Raw genomic sequence first — 20967 nt, forward strand, 5'->3', positions numbered from 1 at the left:
GGGAGTGACGGATATTTTGAAAGTGTTTATTTTTAGTTCAGTTCATCCATGGAATGATACAAGAGTATTTTATAAAGAAACAATCAGTTTAGCCAAAAAGGGTTATGAAGTAAAGTTATGTGCAGTTCAAAATGATGTGAAATATGAAGAGACGTATGGAAATTTAACAATTGAATATCTTCCTAAAGTAAAAAGGTTGGCAAGACCAGTTTTGTGGTTCCGTCTATTTTTTAAAGCTTTACGAGAGAAAGCAGATATATATCATTTTCATGATCCAGAATTATTACTAGTAGGGTATTTTCTAAAACTCTTTACTAATTCTAAAGTTATTTATGATATGCATGAAGACTTTCCGGCAGCTATAAAAAGTAAGCCATGGATACCTAAATTTATTAGAGGGAAATTATCTAGTTTAGTAGGGTATATAGAAAAAGTCCTAATAAAAAAATGTGATGCTGTTATTTATGCAGAAAAATATTATAAAAATAACTATACAGATATAAGCATTGTTAAAGAAGATATTTTAAACTACCCATTAGATAATACAAATACTCTACATATTACCCAAAATAAAGTACCTAATATTATTTATGCAGGCGCTATTAGTAAAACTAGAGGTTTAGATGAAATGTTGAAAATGGCAAGGGAATTAAGGAATAAAGATTTTAAGTTTAAATTGATTTTGATTGGAAGTTTTTCTAAACAACTTAAGCAAGATACCTTAGATTTTATAAAGGTGAATAATCTTAATGAGTATATTGAATTACCTGGGAGGTTGCCTTTACACAAAGTATTTGATTATTATGCACAAGCAGATATAGGCTTAGCTATTTTACATCCTGAAAAAAATTATCTTCAATCTTTAGCAACAAAAATATTTGAATATATGTCGTTTGGTATTCCAGTAGTTGCTTCTAATTTTCCCGATTGGAAGGAGTTAATCGAAAGTAGTGAAAGTGGTATAGTTGTTAATCCTTTTAATATAGAAGAGATAACAGAGGCTGTGCATAAAATTTCAAATGATAAAGAATTGAGTGTACAACTTGGAGAAAATGGTTTTAAGGCTTATCAGGAAAAATATAATTGGAAAGTTGAAGAAAAAAAATTAATAAAGTTATATAAGAGCATTTTAGGAGGGAACTAATGAATATTTTGTATATACATCAATATTTTCAAGTGAACTCTGGTGGGACAAGATCGTTTGAGTTTTCAAAATACCTTGCAGAAAAAGGTAATAATGTAACCATACTAACAGGTAACAAAGTTAATATAAATCAGTATGATGGAATTGATATTATTTCAACAAATACGCAGTATAAACAGGGGTATTCCTTTATAAAGAGAGTATATGCCTTTTTACATTTTATGATAAAAAGCATTCTATTAGGAATTAAGCAAAAGGACACCGATATAATTTTTGCCACATCAACACCTTTAACTATTGGGATAACAGGTTTATTGGTTTCAAAAATTTTAAAGAAAAAATATGTTTTTGAAGTAAGGGATGTTTGGCCGGATATACCAATCCAGTTAGGGTTTATAAAAAATAAGCTTGTAATTAAAATGCTGAGTAATTTAGAAATGTTAATTTATAAGCATGCTGCTCATATTATTGTCCTATCAACAGGTATGAGAAATAATTTAATTGAAAAAGGGATACCTTCAGATAAAATATCTGTAATTACTAATTTAGCTAATAATCATTTGGTTGAAAAGATTGATGTGAATAAAGAGAATATTCTTAAGCGCTATCCATTTTTAAAAGATAAGTTTGTATGTATTCATTCTGGAACAATGGGATTTGTGAATGGTTTAGAACATATTTTAGAGATTGCAAATAATTATAGAGACGATAGCATAGTTTACTTATTAATAGGGGAAGGAAAGGAAAAAGAAAACTTAAAAAGGATTAAGAAAGATTATGGGCTAGATAATGTGTATATTTTAGATCAAATGTCTAAGGTAGAGGTTTTAGAATTAGTGAAGTTTAGTGATGTGGGTATTATGTCAGTTAGTGATTACTCAATATTACAAGATAATAGTGCCAATAAATTTTTTGATTATCTTGCTGCTGGAAAACCTATTATATTAAATTATTTAGGTTGGCAGAATGATGTGTTAAGAAAAGGTAGTGCGGGAAAAGGATTTAGATATCAAGATAGAAAAGAATATTACTCTTATTTAAGAGAGCTAAAAAAAAATACAGATTTGTATGAAAAAACTTGTAAAAATGCTAAAGAATTAGCTCAAACACACTATGATTCTGTGAGGTTATCACAAAAATTATATGGAATTTTAAAAGAAATTTAGTTGGGTAGTCCTATTATTTTCAAACAACAACGTCCAGGCTTACATGGAAAACCCTTCTATGTATACAAGTTTTGTACAATGACAGATGCAAAAGATGAAGAGGGTAATTTCTTACCAGATAATGTTTGTTTAACATCATTTGGTAAATTACTTAGAAAGTTAAGTCTAGATGAATCACTACAACTTATTAATGTAATAAAAGAATATATTAGTTTAGTAGGACCTCGTCCATTACTAATGGAATATCTCCCACTGTATACCTCCCAACAAGCTAGACGTCATGAAGTGCACCCTGGTATTACTGGATGGGCGCAAGTAAATGGACGAAATGCAATTTCTTGGGAAGATAAATTTAAATTAGATGTTTGGTATGTGGATAATCAGTCCCTTTGGTTAGATATAAAGATTTTATTTTTAACAGTTGCAAAGGTTTTTAAATCAGAAGGGATTGGTCAACAAGGTCATGTGACGATGCAGAAATTTACAGGATTAAACTCAAATAAAGAAGTGGTGAAATGAAAAAGATAGCTTTAATTGGTCAAGGTGGGCATGCGAAAGTTATTATAGATATGATTCATGCAAATACAGGTTATGAGATTGTTGCTATATTTGATGATAAATATGAATGTTTAAGTGAGGACCAGGGCATATGTTATGGACCAATCTCTTCTATTAAAGAAATAATAGAAGAGATTGGATTTAAAATTGTGCTTGCGATTGGACATAATGCTGTACGAAAAAGGATAGTTGAGCAGTTAGAATTGAAGGATGGAAGTTATGAGACAATTATTCATCCAACTGCTGTAGTGAGTGAGTCTGCTTCCATTGGATTTGGAACTGTTATTATGCCTAAAGCAGTTATTAATGCGGATACTATAATTGGAAGGCATGTTATTGTTAATACTGCAGCAGTGATAGAACATGATAATCAGATTGGTGATTTTGCACATATTTCTCCAAATGCGACGTTAACGGGAACAGTCTTTGTTAATGAAGGTACACAAATAGGTGCAGGGGCAATTGTTATCCCGAATCGAAAAATTGGCCAATGGAGTATAATTGGTGCAGGAGCAACAGTCATTCATGATATACCATCTTCTTGTACAGCAGTAGGTTCGCCCGCAAGAGTTATAAAATAAGTTACGTTACCATAAGGAGTGTAATGGAAGCATGGAAAACAAAAGAATCTTTTTATCACCACCACACATGAGCGGAAATGAACAAAAATATGTAAATCAAGCATTCGAGCAAAACTGGATTGCGCCACTAGGACCTAACGTAGATGCATTTGAACATCAAATTGCAGAGTATATTGGAGTGAAAAGTGCCGCTGCTGTTAGCGCAGGTACTGCAGCGATCCATTTAGCACTTCAACTGTTAGGTGTTAATAGAGATGATACTGTATTTTGTTCATCATTAACGTTTGCAGCAAGTGCAAATCCAATTGCGTATCAAGGGGCCGAACCAATTTTCATAGATTCAGAGCCTGATACATGGAACATGTCTCCAGTTGCACTTGAGAAAGCTTTTGAAGATGCAAAAGCTTCAGGAAAACTTCCGAAAGCAGTAATTGTTGTTCATTTATTTGGACAAAGTGCAAAGATGGATGAAATTATGGATGTTTGTGATAAGTATGGTGTACTAGTTGTGGAAGACTCTGCGGAATCACTTGGAACAACTTATAAAGGGAAGCAAACTGGTTCATTTGGTAAGTTTGGTATTTTCTCTTTTAATGGTAACAAGATTATCACGACTTCTGGTGGTGGCATGCTTGTTTCTAATGATGAAGTGGCGATTCAAAAAGCACGCTTCCTTTCGACACAAGCACGTGATCCAGCAGTTCATTATGAACATAGTCATATTGGTTATAATTATCGTATGAGTAATATTGTGGCTGGTGTAGGACGAGCGCAGTTGGAAGTATTAAATAATCGTGTGCAAGCACGTCGTGATATTTTTACTCGCTATAAAACAGCGTTAGGTGAATTACCTGGAATTACATTTATGCCAGAATTCGAAGATGCAGTTCCAAATCGTTGGTTATCTACATTATTAATTGATGAAAAGGTAACAGGTGTTACGTATTTAGATGTGATTGAAGCTTTAGCGGCACAAAATATTGAAGCGCGTCCAGTTTGGAAGCCGCTTCATAGACAGCCTGTCTTCGCAGGTTCTAAATATTATACTCATGGTGATACAGATAGTATTTCTGATAAGCTGTTTAGTCAAGGTTTATGTTTACCTTCTGGTTCAAGTATGACAGTGGAAGATCAAGAAAGAGTTATCGCTACTGTTAAAGAGGTATTAGCAAAGCAAGTTGTAACGAAATAAATTATAAAAAGTGCATTCTTTTTTTGAATGCACTTTTTTATTTTAAGTAGGTAAGTGATACTGGTAATCGGCGGTGCGGGTTATATCGGGAGTCATGTTGTGAAAGAACTGCTATCACAAAAACATCGAGTTGTTATAAGGGATTTTACCACCGTTACTAACAATGATCACGTATCAAATTAAACATTTTGTTTTTTCATCATCTGTATCAGAAAATGTTTAGTCTTTAGACCTTGTGTAAGAGGTTCATCTTGAGAAATTGTAATTAGGTTGTCCTACATAGGATTGCTTATGATATATTTAAATTAATAAATTGTTATAAAAAGGAGAAATAGCCATGAATTTCAAAGGTGTCATGAAAACAGGCTCATTAGTCGCTGCACTTGCTCTCGGTTGAACAGCATTCGCTACACCGGCTGCACGTGCAGCAAGGGTTAATGAGCTTAAAAACTGAGCAAAAAGTAGAAATGCTTCGCTTATTCTTGGATAGTGCGAAACTTGCACATCTACAAGTAGCACTTGTAGATGAAAAAGGAAATTCGTTGGATCTTTTAAACTATACAATTAGTAAGAGTAATAACTTATTAATTCAATTAAAAGATTTAGATGGAAAGTTACTTGCGACAATTGACCCAACGAGAGGAATGGTACAAGCAGCTAACTTTAAAAGCTTGGTAAATTCATTGAAAGATGCGATGGAAGCAAAGCGTGAGCTAAATGCAACTGGTCATTTTGTTCCAATGCCAAATGCTGAAATGCCAAATACAGCATCTAATGAACAAACTTACATGCTAATTGGGGGATTAATTGTACTTCTAGGTGCAGCTGCATTAGTTCCAGCAGTACGATTAGCTCGTAAAGTAGAACAAGCGTAATACGCCCTATGGAAAAAAGAAAGAAAGTACATAAGCGTAAGTCAAAATGGAGATGGGTAATTATCGGGATTCCTGTTTCCATTATTTTGTTAGGTCTTGGGATTATTGCTTTTTTCGGCTGGGAGCTTACAAAGCAAACAACATTGTTAGCTCATACAGTTGTTACACCGTATAAGCCTGCAGAGGCTGAAAAAGAGTTTAAACAAATTTGGTCTAAAATTCCTGATCCAGGAGAGAAGCTTGGTGAATTGAAGTTTCCTTCTCTTTCTTATGAGGTTCCTGTTGTAGAAGGGACGCACCCGAGAGAGCTGAAATCAGGAGTCGGACATTTTGCTGGGAGTACGTTGCCAGGACAAGGCGGGAATGTTGTGTTAAGCGGACACCGGAATACGAGTTTTCGTAAGCTGGAAGATGTGAAGAAAGGTGATCAAATCAAATTTGCAACGCCGTATGGTGAGTGTGTTTATGAAATAACAGATTTCAAAATTACGGGAGCGAATGATGAGACGATTATCGTTCCAACTGATTATGAGACATTAACGTTAACGACATGTTATCCGTTTGAGTATATTGGTGATGCTCCGGATCGCTTTATTGTGTATACGAAGCTTGTGTCTAAGCCGGATTTAGAGAAATAGTCATGCCCAATTCCCTTTTATGCAATTGGGCTTTCTTGATGCAAAATGAAAAATAGGAAGTACATAGATATAATGTGTTGGAACTCATTCTGTTTGGAATTCACAAAGAGAAGTAATGAAAAGCTAATAAATAAGAAATAAATAACCCTGGGAGGTCTTCATTATGGCGATACTTGTAACAGGTGGAGCAGGATATATCGGCAGTCATACATGCGTGGAATTATTAAATAATGGTTATGATATTATAGTAGTTGATAACCTTTCTAATAGCTCAGTAGAATCGTTGAATCGAGTGAAAGAAATAACAGGAAAACAGTTTAAATTTTATGAAGAAAATCTTCTAAATCGTGATGCAATCGATGTGATTTTTAAAGAAAATATAATTGAAGCAGTCATTCATTTTGCTGGCTTAAAAGCAGTTGGAGAATCAGTAGCAATTCCGCTTACTTATTATCATAACAACATTACAAGTACATTAATATTATGCGATGTTATGCAGAAGCATAATGTAAAGAAAATGATTTTTAGTTCATCAGCAACGGTATATGGTCTTCCTGAAACATCACCAATTACAGAAGAATTTCCTTTAAATGCAACAAACCCATACGGTCAAACAAAGTTGATGATTGAACAAATGATGCGTGATGTAGTTGTAGCTGATTCTGAGTGGAGTGTTGTATTACTTCGTTATTTCAATCCATTTGGTGCACATGAAAGTGGGCGTATGGGGGAAGATCCAAATGGAATTCCGAATAACTTAATGCCATATGTAACGCAAGTAGCAGTTGGTAAGTTAAAAGAACTAAGTGTATTTGGAAACGATTATCCGACAAAAGATGGTACAGGTGTCCGTGATTATATTCACGTTGTTGATCTTGCGAATGGACATGTGAAGGCTCTTGAAAAAGTATTACATACAACAGGTGTAGATACATATAACCTTGGTACAGGTACTGGATATAGCGTGCTAGAGATGGTACAAGCATTCGAGAAAGTTTCAGGAAAGTCCGTTCCATATAAAATTACAGAGCGTCGTCCTGGAGATGTTGCTGTATGTTTTGCAGATGCATCTAAAGCGAAACGTGAATTAGGATGGGAAGCAAAGCGCGGGCTTGAAGAAATGTGCGCGGACTCATGGAAATGGCAGTCGAATAATAAGGATGGCTACCAAGAAGCAGAATGTATGAAGTGAATATGATCTTGTAAATGCTTTCTTTATGATTTGCTAGACATATCATCAATTTTTTTGAAGAAATAATGTAAACGTGAAAAGGCCTCGTCTTATCCTATGCTAGATAAGACGAGGCCTTTTGTGTATGGTAAGGTATCTAATGAGAAAACATATATGTATGAAATTATAGAATAATTTGGATATAGAAACTAATCCCATGTATAATGGGTGTGGTACTTTATTCCTTAAAAACCTATAAAGCTGATTCAAGAAAGAAGGTTACATAATGAAAAAAATTCTATTTTGGATACTGGGTATTATCGGCGTTCTTGTCATTGCAGGAGGCGGTTATGCGTATTATCTGTACTCATCCGTTTCGGGGACAATAGATAAAGTGTATACGCCGCTTGAACGAGATCATTCTGAGAAACGTTCTACTGATGTGAAGTTAGGAAATAAACAACCTGTTTCTATTTTATTATTAGGTGCAGATGAGCGTGGGGCAGATAAAGGGCGTTCGGATTCGATTATGTTATTAACATTAAATCCGAAGCAAAGTTCGATGGAAATTGTAAGTATTCCTCGTGATACATATACGGAGATTGTTGGGAAAGGGAAGAAAGATAAAATCAACCATGCGTATGCATTTGGTGGAATTGATATGTCTGTGAAGACGGTTGAAAATTTTTTAGATATTCCAATTGATTATTATATTGAAGTAAATATGGAAGGTTTCCGTGATATTGTTGACGCTGTTGGCGGGATCGATGTGAATAATGACTTGGCATTTACGCTTGAAGGTATGTCATTTGAGAAAGGGAACATTCATCTAAATGGCGAGCAGGCACTGAAGTATACGCGTATGCGTAAGGAAGATCCACGCGGTGACTTTGGTCGTCAAATGCGTCAGCGTCAAGTGCTAGAAGCGGTTATTAGTAAAGGCGCGAACATATCATCTATTACAAAACTTGGCACGATGTTAGGTGCTGTTGAGAAAAACGTAAAAACAAATTTAAATCAAGATCAAATGTGGGATCTTCAAAGTAATTATAAAGCTGCGATGAATAAAAAAGAGGAAATTCAAATTCCTGGTGACGGTCATAAGCAGGATGGTGTTTGGTACTATTTCGTTCCTGATAAAGATCGTAAAGATTTGTCTAATAAATTAAAAGCTCATTTAGAGTTAACAAAATAGTAGTTGAGTATAAGGAATAAGCTTAATGATCCTGTAATGGGACATTAGACTTTTTTTGATGTCTCATATATAAGCTGCTAAGAACAGCAAAAGGTGACCTGCTACTTGTTTTCTCTCTCTGTTTTTCCTTGGCATGGGGCAGGAAAAGGGTCTGACCGCTTCTATGCATGGCTGGATGCTCTCTCCCACCTGAAAAGAAGGATTTTATGTCGGTTTTTCAATTTGTATTTATATAGTAAATAATAGGCGCTACCTACCCTTTATGTATAAAGGATAGGTAGCGCCTTATTTTTGTCCAAATCTTATATGTGTAGCCTATCCAACTTTTAAATTTTGCATATGAGCTTTTTGTTTACTTTCTTCTGGTATTTGCATGTAGTCTCCATACATTCCTGATAAGTAGCGATCTGCATCATTTGGAACAGGGAACATGTGTCCATTGAAAATTCCTTCTTTTAACGGGAAGATTTCACTAAGCTCGAAGTTATGCCATCTGTAATAGCCGGTTTCCATTCCGTATGTTACAGTGTTTGTTTTTTTAAGGCCTTTTACATATAGTTTAAAGAATTTCGATTTGTTTAGAATTCTTCTTGCTACATCTGCAGGACCGTTTATTTTTGAAGGATAACTGATTGCGGCAAGTTTTCGGACAATTTTTTCTAACGGCGTTGCCGATTCTGAAACGTAGTCAAATGGGAAAATATCAATGGATATTCCTTTTCGGTGTGTACCATCGCTTTCTTGCCATTCAAAATCATCTAGATAGAGAATTTTCGTCCAGTTATGTTTGCCGTGTGTGTTTACTTTTTCTGTTTCTAGTTTATATGGCTCTGGTAAATGGTTTGGAATAATGCGCAAAAATTTATCGTAATCTTCTCTTAGCATAGCAAGATCTGCATCATCATCCCAAGGGATAAATCCTTTATGTCTAACAGACCCTAGTAAAGTACCGTCTGTGATCCAAAATTTAATATTATGTTCTTTACAGATTTTATGAACCGTTATGAGCATATCCAGCATCACTTTTTGAGCTTGCTCTAAAGGTGTTAACTGTGTTGAATCCAAAATAAATTCCTCCATTGTTCTAATCGATACGACAAATTTTTTATGGTTCAGATTGCATGGAAAGAGATTACAATCATAAGTTTAAGTATACATCAGTGATAAATTGACACGCAACTACAGTCTTTTTATATGTTGTTCCTTATACTTTTATTGATTCTGTTTTTTCGTTAATATTATTCATAAAGGATGTTCTTTACAAAGCATACATTAAATTTACAAAATATTTACGTTTATGTCCATAGATGATATGATAATAACATGTTCAAAAAATGAACGGATGAAATCGGGTGATGGAGGGGAGCTCTATGCAACAAGTATTAAATATATTAGAGGTTATCAATCAAAATCCACAGATGAACCAAAAAAAGATTGCAGAGCAGTGCAATATATCTGTTGGTAAAGTGAATTATATTATGAATGATTTAACGAAGAATCAATACATCTATAGCAAAAAGTCAGGGAAGTACATGAATTATTATTTGTACCAGAAAGGCTTTGAATACATGCGACAGGAGCTAGCGGCTTACCAAGGGAAGAAGCTTAGAGTCCATCGCAAAGAGGGCAAGAAGGTTACGCAAGCTGTTGTTCTTGCGGCTGGTAAGCGTCATGAGTTTGGAAAACCATCTGGTTTGTTAACGGTTGGGGAAAAGCTTTTGTTAGATCGCAGTTTAGAAATCCTTAAAAATAATGGCATTGAAAAAATTGTGGTGGTTGTTGGCTATAAGAAGGAGCAGTTTGAAGGCTGGACAGGTCGTCATAATGTGCACTTTGTGGAAAATCCGAAATATAAGTGGACAGGATCAATGGCATCGCTAGCAGAGGTTCAGGAACTGATTACAGATGATTTCTTATTAATTGAAGATGATATTTTAATCGAAGAGAAGGCACTTGTGCAAGTGTTACATCATCCAGAACCGGACTGTGTACTCATTACAAATGAGAGCGGATCTGGTGATGAAGCGTTTGTTGAGATTCAAGATGGCTATCTGTATAAAATTTCAAAGGACATTCATCAGTTAAATCGTATTGATGGTGAGATGGTTGGGATTTCTAAAATCTCGTATGAGGTGTTCATGAACATGTTAGCAACATTCCGTCATAATCAAAATCCATATGTGAACTATGAATATTTACTTCTTGATGCTGCAAGGTTGTACGATGTCGGCTATGCAAAATTACCAGATATTGTATGGGCAGAGATTGATACAACGAAGCAATATGAAGTTGTGAAAAATAAAATCTATCCTCGCTTAGTGAAAAAAGAAGCAGAGTTTAAAGAACGACAAATTAAAAAATATGTTTCGGAAGCACTTTCTATTTCAAAAGATGAAATTACAGATATTCAGCCATTTGGTGGTATGACGAATACGAATTTCAAAGTAAGTGTTGGAAAATCTGAATATGTGCTACGTATTCCAGGAAGCGGTACAGAAGATATGATTAGTCGCCGTGATGAAATGGTAACTTCTAATTTAGCGAGCCAATTAGGAATTGATGCAGAACTTCTATACTTTAATGAAGAAACTGGTGTGAAATTAGCGGAGTTAATTCCAAACGCAGAAACATTGAATCCGAAAACGGCAAAACGCAGTGATAATATGAAGTTAACGGCGAATATATTAAAACAATTACACAGTTCAAATGCCGAAATGAATAATACTTTCAATGTGTTTGAAAAAATAGAGCATTATGAAGGGCTTTTAAATAAAGTAAACGGCTCTAACTTTGATGATTATGCAGAAGTGAAGAACAAAGTAATGCGGTTAAAGGATATGTATGAGGCGATGGATATTACGTTAACAGCTTGTCATAATGATACGGTTCCTGAAAACTTTGTTAAGAGTGGAGAAGACAAAATATACTTAATCGATTGGGAATATGGCGGTATGAACGATCCGATGTGGGATATTGCAGCACATAGTTTAGAGTGCGACTTTTCTTCAGAAGAGGAGGAGTTATTCTTATCCTACTATTTTAACGAGGAAGTAGAAGAGTCTTACCAGAGAAGAATATTGATGAATAAGATTTTCCAAGATTTCTTATGGAGTATTTGGACGAAGATTAAAGAAGCAACAGGCAGTGATTTTGGGACATATGGAATGGATCGCTATAATCGTGCTAAGAAAAACTTACAGCTCTTCTTAGAGTTGTAGTGGGGGATATAACGATGAGAAAAGTGCAAAGTAAAGGCATATTTTATGGAATATTTTCTGGTTTTGCTTGGGCTGTAGATACGGTATTGATTGGGATTATTTTATCCTCACAACTGATGTTAGCAACAGAACAAGTTGTGTTTCTTGCTCCTCTAGTTAGTACGTTTTTACACGACTTTATGTCCACATTATGGATGATGATCTATATGGCGATAAAGGGTCAACTCAAAACGGCCCTTTCTAAGCTGAAAACGAGAAGTGGACGGTTCGTTATGTTAGGAGCACTTATGGGTGGACCAATTGGGATGACGTTTTATGTATTAGCTGTAAAGTATATCGGGGCTTCTTATACAGCAGCGATTTCAGCTGTATATCCAGCAGTGGGTGCATTTTTTGCATTTGTGTTTTTGAAAGACCGTCTTCGTTCATGGAATTGGCTTGGACTTATCATTAGTATTGCATTTATTATCGTACTTGGATTTACAGGCGATGGATTTGCAACGGAAAACTATATGTTAGGATTTATTTTTGTCCTTATTTGTATCGTTGGCTGGGGCTTAGAATGTGTTATCTGTGCGTACGGTATGAAAGATGAAGAAGTATCTCCAGAAGAGGCACTTCAAATTCGTCAGCTTGTTTCAGCAGTCACATATGGACTTGTTATTTTACCTTCAGTTGGAGGGCATTTCTTAACAAAAGAAGTTGTGATGAGCAGCGAGTTTATTTTAATCATTGTGGTTGCATTAGTTGGAACAGCTTCCTATGTGTTTTACTATAAGGCAATTCATGAAATTGGACCGACAAAAGCGATGGCGCTTAACATTACGTATTCTGCATGGGCGGTTGTCATTTCTATGTTAGCATTAGGATCACCGTTTTCATGGAAGTTAATTATTTGTTGTATTGCGATCCTTGTAGGAGCTATATTAACAGTTGCAGATATAACTGAATTTACAAAAGCGAAAAAATATAGAGGTGAAGTAACATGAGAGCGATTTTATTAGCGGCGGGTATGGGAACTCGTTTACGTCCATTAACGTTAACGACTCCAAAATCATTAGTAGAAGTAAATGGCAAGCCGATGCTAGAGCGTCAAATTGAATATTTACAGGAAATTGGTGTAGAAGAAATTATTGTCGTAACAGGCTATTTAGCAGAGAAATTTGATTATCTTGTTGAGAAGTATAATGTGAAGCTTGTGCACAATGACAAATATAATGTGTACAACAACATTTATACGATGTATTTAGTTCGTGAATATTTACAAGATGCATATGTAATGGATGCGGATGTTTATTTACACCGTAATATTTTTATAGAGAACCCAGAGTCATCCCTATACTTTAGTGCGAAGAAGGAAGATTTCCGTAATGAATGGATCATTAAGCATGACGAAAATCGTAAAGTATATGATATTGAAATTGGTGATGGTAACGATGACTACATCTTATGTGGTATTTCATACTGGTCAAAAGAAGATGGCATCCATATTGTGAAGAAACTAGAAGAAGTAGTAAATCAGGAAGATTTCCGTGAACTGTACTGGGATAATATTGTAAAAGATAACATTCAAAATTTAAATGTTTATTTGTACAAAATTGGTAGCAATGATAGTTTTGAGATTGATTCTGCCCTGGACTTGAAGAAAGTAGAAGAAAAACTAGCTGTTTTAGCGAAATAATCATTGTTGATGGTTTTATGAAATAATTGGAATTTAACTTGCCTTATAAAATAAAAGAAGATAAGCTTATTTTATAGGTTAAAAAGTATTATAAAGTGAACCTTCCATCAGTAGGGCGCTTTATCCCCAAAATGATGGAAGGTTCTTATCGATCAGGCAGTGCTCCTCTACCTATCTTCTTTGATGTAGAGGTTTTTCTGTCCGCAGATAGCAGGGTAAAATAATTCATTAAAAGTTGGGTGTGGAGAACATGAGTTCTATTTTAGTGTGCGGCGGAGCTGGTTATATTGGCTCTCATGCTGTAAAAAAGTTAGTTGATGAAGGACAATCTGTAATTGTAGTTGATAATTTACAAACAGGTCATGAAGATGCTATTGCAGAAGGCGTGAAATTTTATAAAGGTGATCTTCGCGATAAAAGTTTCTTAAGAGACATTTTTAAGCAAGAAACAATTGACGCAGTCATGCATTTTGCAGCGGATTCTTTAGTTGGTGTAAGTATGGAAAAACCGCTTCAATACTATAATAATAACGTATACGGTGCGCTATGCTTACTAGAGGTGATGGATGAGTTTAAAATTGATAAATTTATCTTCTCATCAACTGCCGCAACATATGGAGATGTAGATGTTGAGTTAATTTCAGAAGAAACACCAACAAATCCTACGAACACATATGGAGAAACAAAATTAGCGATTGAAAAAATGTTGCATTGGTATAGCCAAGCCTCTAATTTAAAATATAAGATCTTCAGATACTTTAATGTAGCTGGTGCAACGCCAAGCGGTATTATTGGTGAAGATCATCGTCCCGAGACGCATTTAATTCCCCTTGTACTGCAAGTGGCTTTAGGACAACGTGAGAAAATCATGATGTTTGGTGATGATTACAATACACCAGACGGTACATGTATTCGTGACTATATCCATGTTGATGATTTAGTAGCGGCTCATTTCCTTGGACTGAAAGATTTACAAAATGGCGGAGACAGTGACTTTTATAACTTAGGAAACGGTAACGGATTTAGTGTAAAAGAAATTGTTGAAGCAGTTCGCGAAGTAACAAATCATGAAATCCCAGCAGAAGTTGCGCCAAGAAGAGCTGGAGACCCAGCGCGCCTTGTTGCATCGTCTCAAAAAGCAAAAGAAAAATTAGGCTGGAGCCCGCAATATACAGATGTGAAAACAATCATTGAACATGCGTGGGATTGGCATCAAAGTAAGCCGCATGGATATACGAAGTAAGAGTGATTTATAAAAGAGAGTGTATTGTCGTTCAACATATGTTCGATAGTGCACTCTTTTTTTGTATGGGATATTTGCTATACTAAAATGTACTGCGAAAGGAGGGGAACCATGAAAATACTTGTAGTCGATGATGAGTCGAGCATTCGGAATTTAATTCGGATGCAGCTAGAGATGGAAGGATATGAAGTGCTTACGGCCGCTGATGGAAAAGAGGCGCTGCAAAGGTGGGATGAAGAGCCGAATGTATTGATTTTAGATGTGATGCTTCCGGATACGGATGGTTATGAGTTGCTTCGGTTGTTCAGGGAGAAGGACCGAGATATTCCAGTACTCATGTTAACAGCGAAGAGTCAGATGAATGATAAGTTGCTTGGTCTTCAGCTTGGGGCTGATGATTATGTGACGAAGCCATTCAATTATGCAGAGTTGATTCTTCGGGTGAAGAATATGGCACGGCGTGTAATGAAGCACGGGGTACCTAAGGATGATAAGGTCATTCGGGCCGGTGAATTAGTCATTTATCCGAAGGAACGAAAAGTGCATGTGAATGGAGAAGAAATTGATTTAACGTACCGTGAATTTAATTTATGCCAGTTGTTTGCTTCTAATAAGCAGCGTGTGTTTATGCGCGATGAGCTATTAGAGAAAGTATGGGGCTTTGAGTATAGCGGAAATACGAGAGCAGTTGATATTATGGTGCAGCGCCTTCGGAAGAAGCTTGGAGCAAGCGGAGAACATATTAAGACGATTTATGGCGTTGGTTATAAGTTGGATTGTTAAAAGGTGATAAGATGTCGTTAAAAAGAAATATGGTACTTGGTATAGTAGGATTATTGATTCCGATTTTGTTTCTTCTTTATACGGTGATTTACATTGCACTGGAAAAGAATATGTATCATAATGCAGCAGGTTCTTTAGAGAAGTTAAGTGTAGAAGCACAAATTTACACGATGAATTATTTAGAGAAGGAAGCAGAAGTGGAGACACTAGGGTCGAATTCACTCTTGATTGCTTCTTATTTAGCGAAGCGGATGGATATTCGTGTGCAGATGATTGGAAAGAATGGAGAGGTCGTTGCCGATACAGAGAAAGGGGCCTTGCTTCATAAGAATATAGATATTGATCAGTCCTTACGAGGAAAGAAGGCATATGTGTTTGAAAATGATGATCCAGCACCACTTCTTTTATTTTCGAGTCCGGTTTATCATGGGAGCGATGTCATAGGGGCAATTCGCTTTATTAATGAATTACAAGATGAGAAAGAAGTTTTAACGAATGTGAGCTGGACATTTCTCGTTACATCGATTTGTTTAGTAGCAGGCGGTATTTTCTTTGCGATTCGTTTAGCGAAGTCTCTTCATAAGCCAATTGATCAGTTAAGACAAATGGCAAAGCGGCTCGCAAATGGGGATTATAAAAGTAAGATTGAGCTAAATGAGTATGTGGAAATTGCCCAGTTATCAGCATCTTTCAATGCGATGGCTGATGCGATTGAGCTGCATATGAGGCAGTTAAAGGAGGAGAAAGAGAAGCAAAAGGATTTCTTGGACCGAATTACACATGAACTGAAAACGCCGCTCACTGCAATTATTGGATATGTAGATTTAATTCCGAAACTGCAATCTGCGCGAGATATAGAGGAAAGTCTTCATTATGTTTCGATTGAAAGTCAGCGTCTATTATCACTCGTTGAGGAGTTATTACAATCTTCGAAGTATGGAACGAGTACGTTTGAAGTTTCTCCGACGATTGTGGATATAAAGCAAATTGCAGAAGAGGCAATTTCGATCGTGAAGCCTCGTCTTCAGCAATACGAGATAGAAGTTATAAATGAATTAACAGAGGTACATGTTGTTGCAGACTTTGATAAGACGAAGCAGATTTTCTTGAATGTGTTTGATAATGCGATTAAATATAGTGATGCCACGCAACTGAGGATGAATGTCGCTAAAAATGAAGAGGAAGCGAAAGTCTTCATTCATGATGATGGGATTGGTATGGATGAAGCGATACTTGCAGAGTGGAATCGTTCTCGGGAAGGAAAAGTACTCTCTTCTAGTTATGGAAATGGATACGGTTTGTTCATTTGTCAGGAGATTATGACGAAGCAAGGCGGAAGCATGCGAATTGAAAGTAGTGAGGAAATGGGAACGATGGTGATGATCACGTTCTTATTACCAAGACGCATGGAAGATATAAAAAATTTGAAAGCGATTAAATGATACATTTATGAAACAATTATGCGGTATTTTCGAAACAACGTTTTTTTATCTTGGAGGTAGGCAGAAATGAAAAGGCTATCATTTCAAATTCTCTTGTTTGTCTTTTGCACGATTGCTGCTTTTGTATTGTTTTTTGCCATAGAGAAGCAATTGTATAACCACGTTACAACCTTAGATGACAAGCAGGCTGTTTTAGAAAGAGCAAGTGAATCTCTTCCTACTAAAGTGAAAGTAAGACATGAGAAGTGGGGAGAAGTAGTTGTAACAGATGAAGTTCGTCTGCATGCAATTGTTTCATTCTTTGACCAGATTCGAATGAAGCAAACAGAAGCGAAGATCCACGAACAAGTATTTACTGGAGAAGTAACGTACTTGAATGGACATAGGCGTACTTTTGCAGTAGGTGACTTGTTCCAGTACGAGGCAAATGTATATGGGAAGAATGGTACAGATCCGATGATTTCCGCATTTCAAACATATTTGCTGGGCCTATATTATACGCCAGAGCGTATTAGCGATTTCTTTGCATCAGCAAAGGAAGTTGTTTTGCGAGAAGGTGATGTAGTGCGTACTACGAATCTTACGCCAATACTTGATTCGATTCGGCAAGCAAAGCAAATTACGGACTATGGAGAAATTCAGAAGTTGCTGCAATCGCAGAAGGATCCAATCGCTTATATTACTGCTTATCAAAATGGTAAACATGTAAAGAATGAACGTGAGGATATTTTAACGATTTCTATATATCCTTCTTACTTTGTCGTGCAATATCTTGGCGATAATAATGGGAATGTGATGTATATGAAAGGCTCCCTAGCAAATCTATTTGTAAAGGAGAATGTTTCATGAGAAAGATAGCCTTTTTCTTCTTTTTGCTAGTAATTGGAGGAGCGATGTCTAGTTGCTCTCGAGATACTACCTCTATCAAATATAGTAAAAATGGTCTTCCGATTTTGAAAGATCGCCATCTTGTCGCGTATGTCGCGGCCCGTGAAGAAGTTGGTGAAGCGCTTTTATCATCGTTTTGTAAACCGCGCGGATGTACGTATGAATTTATTCGTCTTTCTACAGAAGAGCTGCTTAGAAGAGTGGAAGAAGAAGCGGGAAACCCGAAGGCAGATATTATCATTGGCGGTACATTGGATGCGCATCAAATGATGAAACAAAAAAATCTATCTATTCCTGTTACAAGCCAGCATGCAAGTAGCATTTCAAAAGCCGTTAAAGATAAGGATGGCTTTTGGTATGGTTATGAAGTAGAGAAGCTTGCCATCGCGATTAATAAAGAGCGATGGAATAAGGAAATAGCACCGCTAGGACTTTCATATCCAACGAAGTGGAAAGACTTATTACATCCAGCGTATGCCGGAAAGATTGTCATGCCTGATCCGAATGTTTCAGGAACAGCTTATACGTTGTTCCAATCACTTATTGATACATTTGGTGAAGAAGAGACGAAGGGGTATGTAAGGAGCCTTGCCAAGCAAGTTGCAGAGGTAACGGTGAATGGTTATATGCCTGCTGAGTATGTGGCAAGCGGTGAATATATGATTGGTATTAACTTCATGGGAGACCAACGGATGCTTCAAAAACAAGGCTTTCCGATTTTGAGTAAAGTGCCTGAGCAAACGGGGTTATCTGTCAATGCGATTTCGAAACTGAAACATGCACCGAGTGGTATTATAGCGGATTTATTTATTGATTATTGTTTATCAGAAGAAGCAGGGCATATTTTAGAAAAAGTTTCGTTTGGCGTACCAACAATGCTTGCGAAGAATCAGAAAGAAATAGAAGGTCAGCCTGTTAGAAGAACGAACAAAAATGTATCAGATAGTGGAGTAATCGAGATATGGAATAGACAACGTCTCTCTCAAAAGTGAAAAAAGGAGAAGAGATAATATGTTTAATTGGCTTAAGCCTGCACCAGTAATTGAGCGTTTGCCAGCGAATATGATTGACAAAGTATACAGACTACTACGTCTTCGTGTGCTGCTCGGAATTTCAGTTGGATATGCAGCGTATTATTTAGTTCGTAGTAACTTTACGTTATCTAGTACGTATTTAATAAAAGAATATGGTTTTAGTACAACGGAATATGGTTTATTAGGTTCCGTTACGGCGATTGTGTATGGACTAAGTAAGTTCTTTATGGGAAATTTATCAGATAAAGCGTATGCGCAGCGTTTTATTGCGGTTGGTTTATTCTTATCAGCAATTATAAATATTTGTTTTGGTTTTGCATCTTCATTTGGCATGATTTTAACGTTATTAGTTTTCAATAATATTTTCCAAGGAATGGGAGCGCCTCCTTGTAGTACCGTAATGACGAAGTGGTTCTCGAAGAAAGAGCGCGGTACAAAAACAGGACTTTGGAATATTTCACATAATATTGGTGCGATGCTTGTACCACCGCTTGTTGGAATTGGTGTTGGTATTTTCGGTGAAAGTCATTGGCAAGCCGGCGTGTTTATCTTCCCAGCGATAATTGCAATGGTCATTTCAGTTCTTATGTGGGTGAATGCGAAGGATACACCAGAATCTGCAGGTCTTCCACCAATTGATGAATATCGCAATGATTATGAAGATCTTGAGAAGGCAGATAATGCCAACAAAATGTCACCAAAAGAAATTTTGATGAAATATGTAGTGAAAAACAAATTTATTTGGTATTTATGTATTGCGAATGCATTTGTATATTTAATTCGTTTCGGTGTTATTAACTGGGTACCGATTTATTTAACAACGGTTAAAGGATTTACAAAAACAGAAGCGCATGCAGCATATTCAATTTTTGAAGCAATGGCAATTCCAAGTTCATTAATCGTAGGTTTGTTAAGTGATAAGTTATTCAAAGGGAAACGTATGCCACTATGTGTGTTTAGCATGGTTGGTGTTGTTATTGGAACGGTAGTATACTGGCAAGCATCGAATATACTTGTTGTGAGTGCTGCAGTTTCGATTATTGGTTGCTTAATTTATGTACCACAATTTTTAATTGGTTTAAGTGCAATGGAATTAGTACCAAAATTTGCAGTAGGTACAACAGTTGGTATGTGCGGCCTGTTCGGTTATTTAGGAGGAAGCTTAGTTGCAAACGCAGCGATTGGTGTTATCGTTGATCGCTCTGGGTGGGACGGCTGTTTCATTCTATTATTAGCAGGCGGTATTTTATCTACGGTATTCTTATTTATCGTTCAATTTGGTCATGAGAGAAAAGGTCCTGAGAGCAAAATAGCATAATCGTTTATTTAAGGGAGCTGTCCAAAAGTACTACTTTTGGGCAGCTCCTTTTATGTACATCTTATCAGTATAGATTTATATAAAATGAAAGAGATAAGGTGTAGTTTTTGAAACTTAGTAACAGTTTATCAAAAAGGCACTCGTTTTCGGATGTACTTTTTATTTGTGAGCAGTAAGACCTTTACCTTAAGATTTAGAGAAAAGCAAGGAGGATAGGTAGAGGCTTTCCATCATTGAGGGATGAAGAAAACCCTCAATGATGGAAGTTTCGTTTTATTTTCCCCATCTTGGTGAGGGGATTTTTCGATGACAAAAGAGGGGGATAGTTAGCTAAAATAAGAAAGATTTTAAACTATTCTCTGAAGGTTCCCTGCAAAATATAAATTAAGAATTTCACAACTCCATGCTGAATCTGAAACGCCTAGCGTTGGGGACTGGAAGTTAGTAATAATAACGCAATGCTTGTTATCGAACCAATCTATGCTATCTACAAAATATGTTAAAGGTGCTGCTCCTGAAAAAGGTATGATAACATCAAAGCTTATCTGCTGAAACCCTGCTGCTGCTGCTTGCACATAGAATGTACGTATTTGATTATATGCAGGGCAACAAGTACGTGGTTTTGGTGGCATATTCTATCACCTCACTTTTAAATAGATTTAATATATTAGTATTCAGACAAGCGTGAATTAGCTTGGGCGAATGTATGAATATTTGATTGCAATGAAAAATATAATATATCTTTCTTTACAGCCTTGGTTTATCCCACATTAACCGGTAGTAAGTAATACTCCTACCTCAAAATTTGGTGAGAGAAAAGAAGTTAGGTGGGAGATAAAC

At 36.1% G+C, this 20967-nt stretch carries 21 protein-coding genes; 19 read left to right on the top strand and 2 right to left on the bottom strand.

The window, feature by feature from the left end; genetic code table 11:
* The first annotated feature begins 22 nt into the window (after positions 1 to 22).
* The 10 genes from C568_RS0108260 to tagU all read left to right on the top strand — a co-directional run bounded on the left by C568_RS0108260 (position 23) and on the right by tagU (position 8520).
* Complete coding sequence (locus C568_RS0108260) at positions 23 to 1144, top strand: glycosyltransferase family 4 protein (protein WP_231398687.1); 1122 nt, start codon at positions 23 to 25, stop codon at positions 1142 to 1144.
* The gene (locus tag C568_RS0108265; RefSeq protein ID WP_018781227.1) at positions 1144 to 2310 is read left to right on the top strand and encodes a glycosyltransferase family 4 protein; all 1167 of its coding nucleotides are present in this window, start codon (positions 1144 to 1146) and stop codon (positions 2308 to 2310) included. The genes C568_RS0108260 and C568_RS0108265 overlap by 1 nt, the downstream gene beginning before the upstream one ends.
* Positions 2311 to 2829, top strand: coding sequence for a sugar transferase (locus C568_RS30530; protein WP_018781228.1), 519 nt, complete (start codon positions 2311 to 2313; stop codon positions 2827 to 2829).
* Positions 2826 to 3449 (top strand): acetyltransferase, encoded by a 624-nt coding sequence (locus tag C568_RS0108275; protein ID WP_018781229.1) that lies wholly within the window; start codon positions 2826 to 2828, stop codon positions 3447 to 3449. Before C568_RS30530 ends, C568_RS0108275 begins: the two co-directional genes overlap by 4 nt.
* 31 nt (positions 3450 to 3480) lie before the next feature.
* Positions 3481 to 4641, top strand: a complete 1161-nt coding sequence (locus C568_RS0108280) for an aminotransferase class I/II-fold pyridoxal phosphate-dependent enzyme (RefSeq protein ID WP_003202204.1) — start codon at positions 3481 to 3483, stop codon at positions 4639 to 4641.
* 54 nt (positions 4642 to 4695) lie between these two features.
* Positions 4696 to 4824: an NAD-dependent epimerase/dehydratase family protein gene (locus tag C568_RS32725; protein WP_080740107.1), complete on the top strand. Its 129-nt coding sequence runs from the start codon at positions 4696 to 4698 to the stop codon at positions 4822 to 4824.
* A gap of 200 nt (positions 4825 to 5024) precedes the next feature.
* Positions 5025 to 5516, top strand: coding sequence for a hypothetical protein (locus C568_RS0108285; protein WP_231398671.1), 492 nt, complete (start codon positions 5025 to 5027; stop codon positions 5514 to 5516).
* 8 nt (positions 5517 to 5524) lie between these two features.
* Complete coding sequence (locus C568_RS0108290) at positions 5525 to 6154, top strand: class D sortase (RefSeq protein ID WP_018781231.1); 630 nt, start codon at positions 5525 to 5527, stop codon at positions 6152 to 6154.
* A gap of 163 nt (positions 6155 to 6317) precedes the next feature.
* Positions 6318 to 7346, top strand: a complete 1029-nt coding sequence (gene galE, locus C568_RS0108295; protein ID WP_006096592.1) for a UDP-glucose 4-epimerase GalE — start codon at positions 6318 to 6320, stop codon at positions 7344 to 7346.
* Positions 7347 to 7611: 265 nt separating this feature from the next.
* Positions 7612 to 8520 carry a polyisoprenyl-teichoic acid--peptidoglycan teichoic acid transferase TagU gene (gene tagU, locus C568_RS0108300; protein ID WP_003202214.1) on the top strand — a complete coding sequence of 303 codons (909 nt, stop codon included), beginning with the start codon at positions 7612 to 7614 and terminating at the stop codon, positions 8518 to 8520.
* Positions 8521 to 8835: 315 nt separating this feature from the next.
* On the opposite strand, the gene C568_RS0108305 is transcribed toward tagU, so the two are convergent.
* The gene (locus C568_RS0108305; protein ID WP_033794464.1) at positions 8836 to 9600 is read right to left on the bottom strand and encodes a LicD family protein; all 765 of its coding nucleotides are present in this window, start codon (positions 9598 to 9600) and stop codon (positions 8836 to 8838) included.
* 290 nt (positions 9601 to 9890) lie between these two features.
* On the opposite strand from C568_RS0108305, the gene C568_RS0108310 reads away from it, so the two are divergent.
* The 9 genes from C568_RS0108310 (at position 9891) to C568_RS0108350 (ending at position 20127) form a co-directional block, all read left to right on the top strand.
* Positions 9891 to 11738 (top strand): NTP transferase domain-containing protein, encoded by a 1848-nt coding sequence (locus C568_RS0108310; protein WP_018781233.1) that lies wholly within the window; start codon positions 9891 to 9893, stop codon positions 11736 to 11738.
* Between the two features lie 14 nt (positions 11739 to 11752).
* Entirely contained in the window at positions 11753 to 12727 is a 975-nt protein-coding gene (locus C568_RS0108315) for a DMT family transporter (protein ID WP_018764992.1), read from the top strand.
* A complete protein-coding gene (locus C568_RS0108320) occupies positions 12724 to 13419 on the top strand; it encodes a CTP--phosphocholine cytidylyltransferase (RefSeq protein ID WP_018781234.1) in 696 nt (231 codons plus the stop codon). The genes C568_RS0108315 and C568_RS0108320 overlap by 4 nt, the downstream gene beginning before the upstream one ends.
* A 250-nt stretch (positions 13420 to 13669) precedes the next feature.
* Positions 13670 to 14662, top strand: a complete 993-nt coding sequence (gene galE / locus C568_RS0108325; RefSeq protein WP_018781235.1) for a UDP-glucose 4-epimerase GalE — start codon at positions 13670 to 13672, stop codon at positions 14660 to 14662.
* Positions 14663 to 14773: 111 nt separating this feature from the next.
* On the top strand, positions 14774 to 15445 hold the full coding sequence (locus C568_RS0108330) for a response regulator transcription factor (RefSeq protein ID WP_003202224.1): 672 nt from the start codon (positions 14774 to 14776) through the stop codon (positions 15443 to 15445).
* Between the two features lie 11 nt (positions 15446 to 15456).
* Entirely contained in the window at positions 15457 to 16887 is a 1431-nt protein-coding gene (locus C568_RS0108335; RefSeq protein ID WP_018781236.1) for a HAMP domain-containing sensor histidine kinase, read from the top strand.
* A 66-nt stretch (positions 16888 to 16953) separates the two neighbouring features.
* On the top strand, positions 16954 to 17736 hold the full coding sequence (locus C568_RS0108340) for a DUF3919 family protein (protein WP_006096587.1): 783 nt from the start codon (positions 16954 to 16956) through the stop codon (positions 17734 to 17736).
* Positions 17733 to 18767, top strand: coding sequence for an ABC transporter substrate-binding protein (locus tag C568_RS0108345; RefSeq protein ID WP_018781237.1), 1035 nt, complete (start codon positions 17733 to 17735; stop codon positions 18765 to 18767). Before C568_RS0108340 ends, C568_RS0108345 begins: the two co-directional genes overlap by 4 nt.
* 19 nt (positions 18768 to 18786) lie before the next feature.
* On the top strand, positions 18787 to 20127 hold the full coding sequence (locus C568_RS0108350; RefSeq protein ID WP_003202232.1) for an MFS transporter: 1341 nt from the start codon (positions 18787 to 18789) through the stop codon (positions 20125 to 20127).
* 347 nt (positions 20128 to 20474) lie between these two features.
* On the opposite strand, the gene C568_RS0108355 is transcribed toward C568_RS0108350, so the two are convergent.
* Positions 20475 to 20759 (bottom strand): hypothetical protein, encoded by a 285-nt coding sequence (locus C568_RS0108355; protein ID WP_018781238.1) that lies wholly within the window; start codon positions 20757 to 20759, stop codon positions 20475 to 20477.
* Positions 20760 to 20967 lie beyond the last annotated feature (208 nt).

It is taken from the genome of Bacillus sp. 95MFCvi2.1, assembly GCF_000374965.1.
In the GTDB taxonomy this organism is placed as follows: domain Bacteria; phylum Bacillota; class Bacilli; order Bacillales; family Bacillaceae_G; genus Bacillus_A; species Bacillus_A pseudomycoides.

Coding starts and splice junctions, on each gene's coding strand:
- C568_RS0108265 (WP_018781227.1), top strand. CDS start 1,144: ATGAATATTTTGTATATACATCAATATTTTCAAGTGAACTCTGGTGGG.
- C568_RS0108305 (WP_033794464.1), bottom strand. CDS start 9,600: ATGGAGGAATTTATTTTGGATTCAACACAGTTAACACCTTTAGAGCAA.
- C568_RS0108340 (WP_006096587.1), top strand. CDS start 16,954: ATGAAAAGGCTATCATTTCAAATTCTCTTGTTTGTCTTTTGCACGATT.
- galE (WP_006096592.1), top strand. CDS start 6,318: ATGGCGATACTTGTAACAGGTGGAGCAGGATATATCGGCAGTCATACA.
- C568_RS0108345 (WP_018781237.1), top strand. CDS start 17,733: ATGAGAAAGATAGCCTTTTTCTTCTTTTTGCTAGTAATTGGAGGAGCG.
- C568_RS0108350 (WP_003202232.1), top strand. CDS start 18,787: ATGTTTAATTGGCTTAAGCCTGCACCAGTAATTGAGCGTTTGCCAGCG.
- C568_RS0108320 (WP_018781234.1), top strand. CDS start 12,724: ATGAGAGCGATTTTATTAGCGGCGGGTATGGGAACTCGTTTACGTCCA.
- galE (WP_018781235.1), top strand. CDS start 13,670: ATGAGTTCTATTTTAGTGTGCGGCGGAGCTGGTTATATTGGCTCTCAT.
- C568_RS0108335 (WP_018781236.1), top strand. CDS start 15,457: ATGTCGTTAAAAAGAAATATGGTACTTGGTATAGTAGGATTATTGATT.
- C568_RS0108330 (WP_003202224.1), top strand. CDS start 14,774: ATGAAAATACTTGTAGTCGATGATGAGTCGAGCATTCGGAATTTAATT.
- C568_RS0108355 (WP_018781238.1), bottom strand. CDS start 20,759: ATGCCACCAAAACCACGTACTTGTTGCCCTGCATATAATCAAATACGT.
- C568_RS0108280 (WP_003202204.1), top strand. CDS start 3,481: ATGGAAAACAAAAGAATCTTTTTATCACCACCACACATGAGCGGAAAT.
- tagU (WP_003202214.1), top strand. CDS start 7,612: ATGAAAAAAATTCTATTTTGGATACTGGGTATTATCGGCGTTCTTGTC.
- C568_RS0108275 (WP_018781229.1), top strand. CDS start 2,826: ATGAAAAAGATAGCTTTAATTGGTCAAGGTGGGCATGCGAAAGTTATT.
- C568_RS0108290 (WP_018781231.1), top strand. CDS start 5,525: ATGGAAAAAAGAAAGAAAGTACATAAGCGTAAGTCAAAATGGAGATGG.
- C568_RS0108315 (WP_018764992.1), top strand. CDS start 11,753: ATGAGAAAAGTGCAAAGTAAAGGCATATTTTATGGAATATTTTCTGGT.
- C568_RS0108310 (WP_018781233.1), top strand. CDS start 9,891: ATGCAACAAGTATTAAATATATTAGAGGTTATCAATCAAAATCCACAG.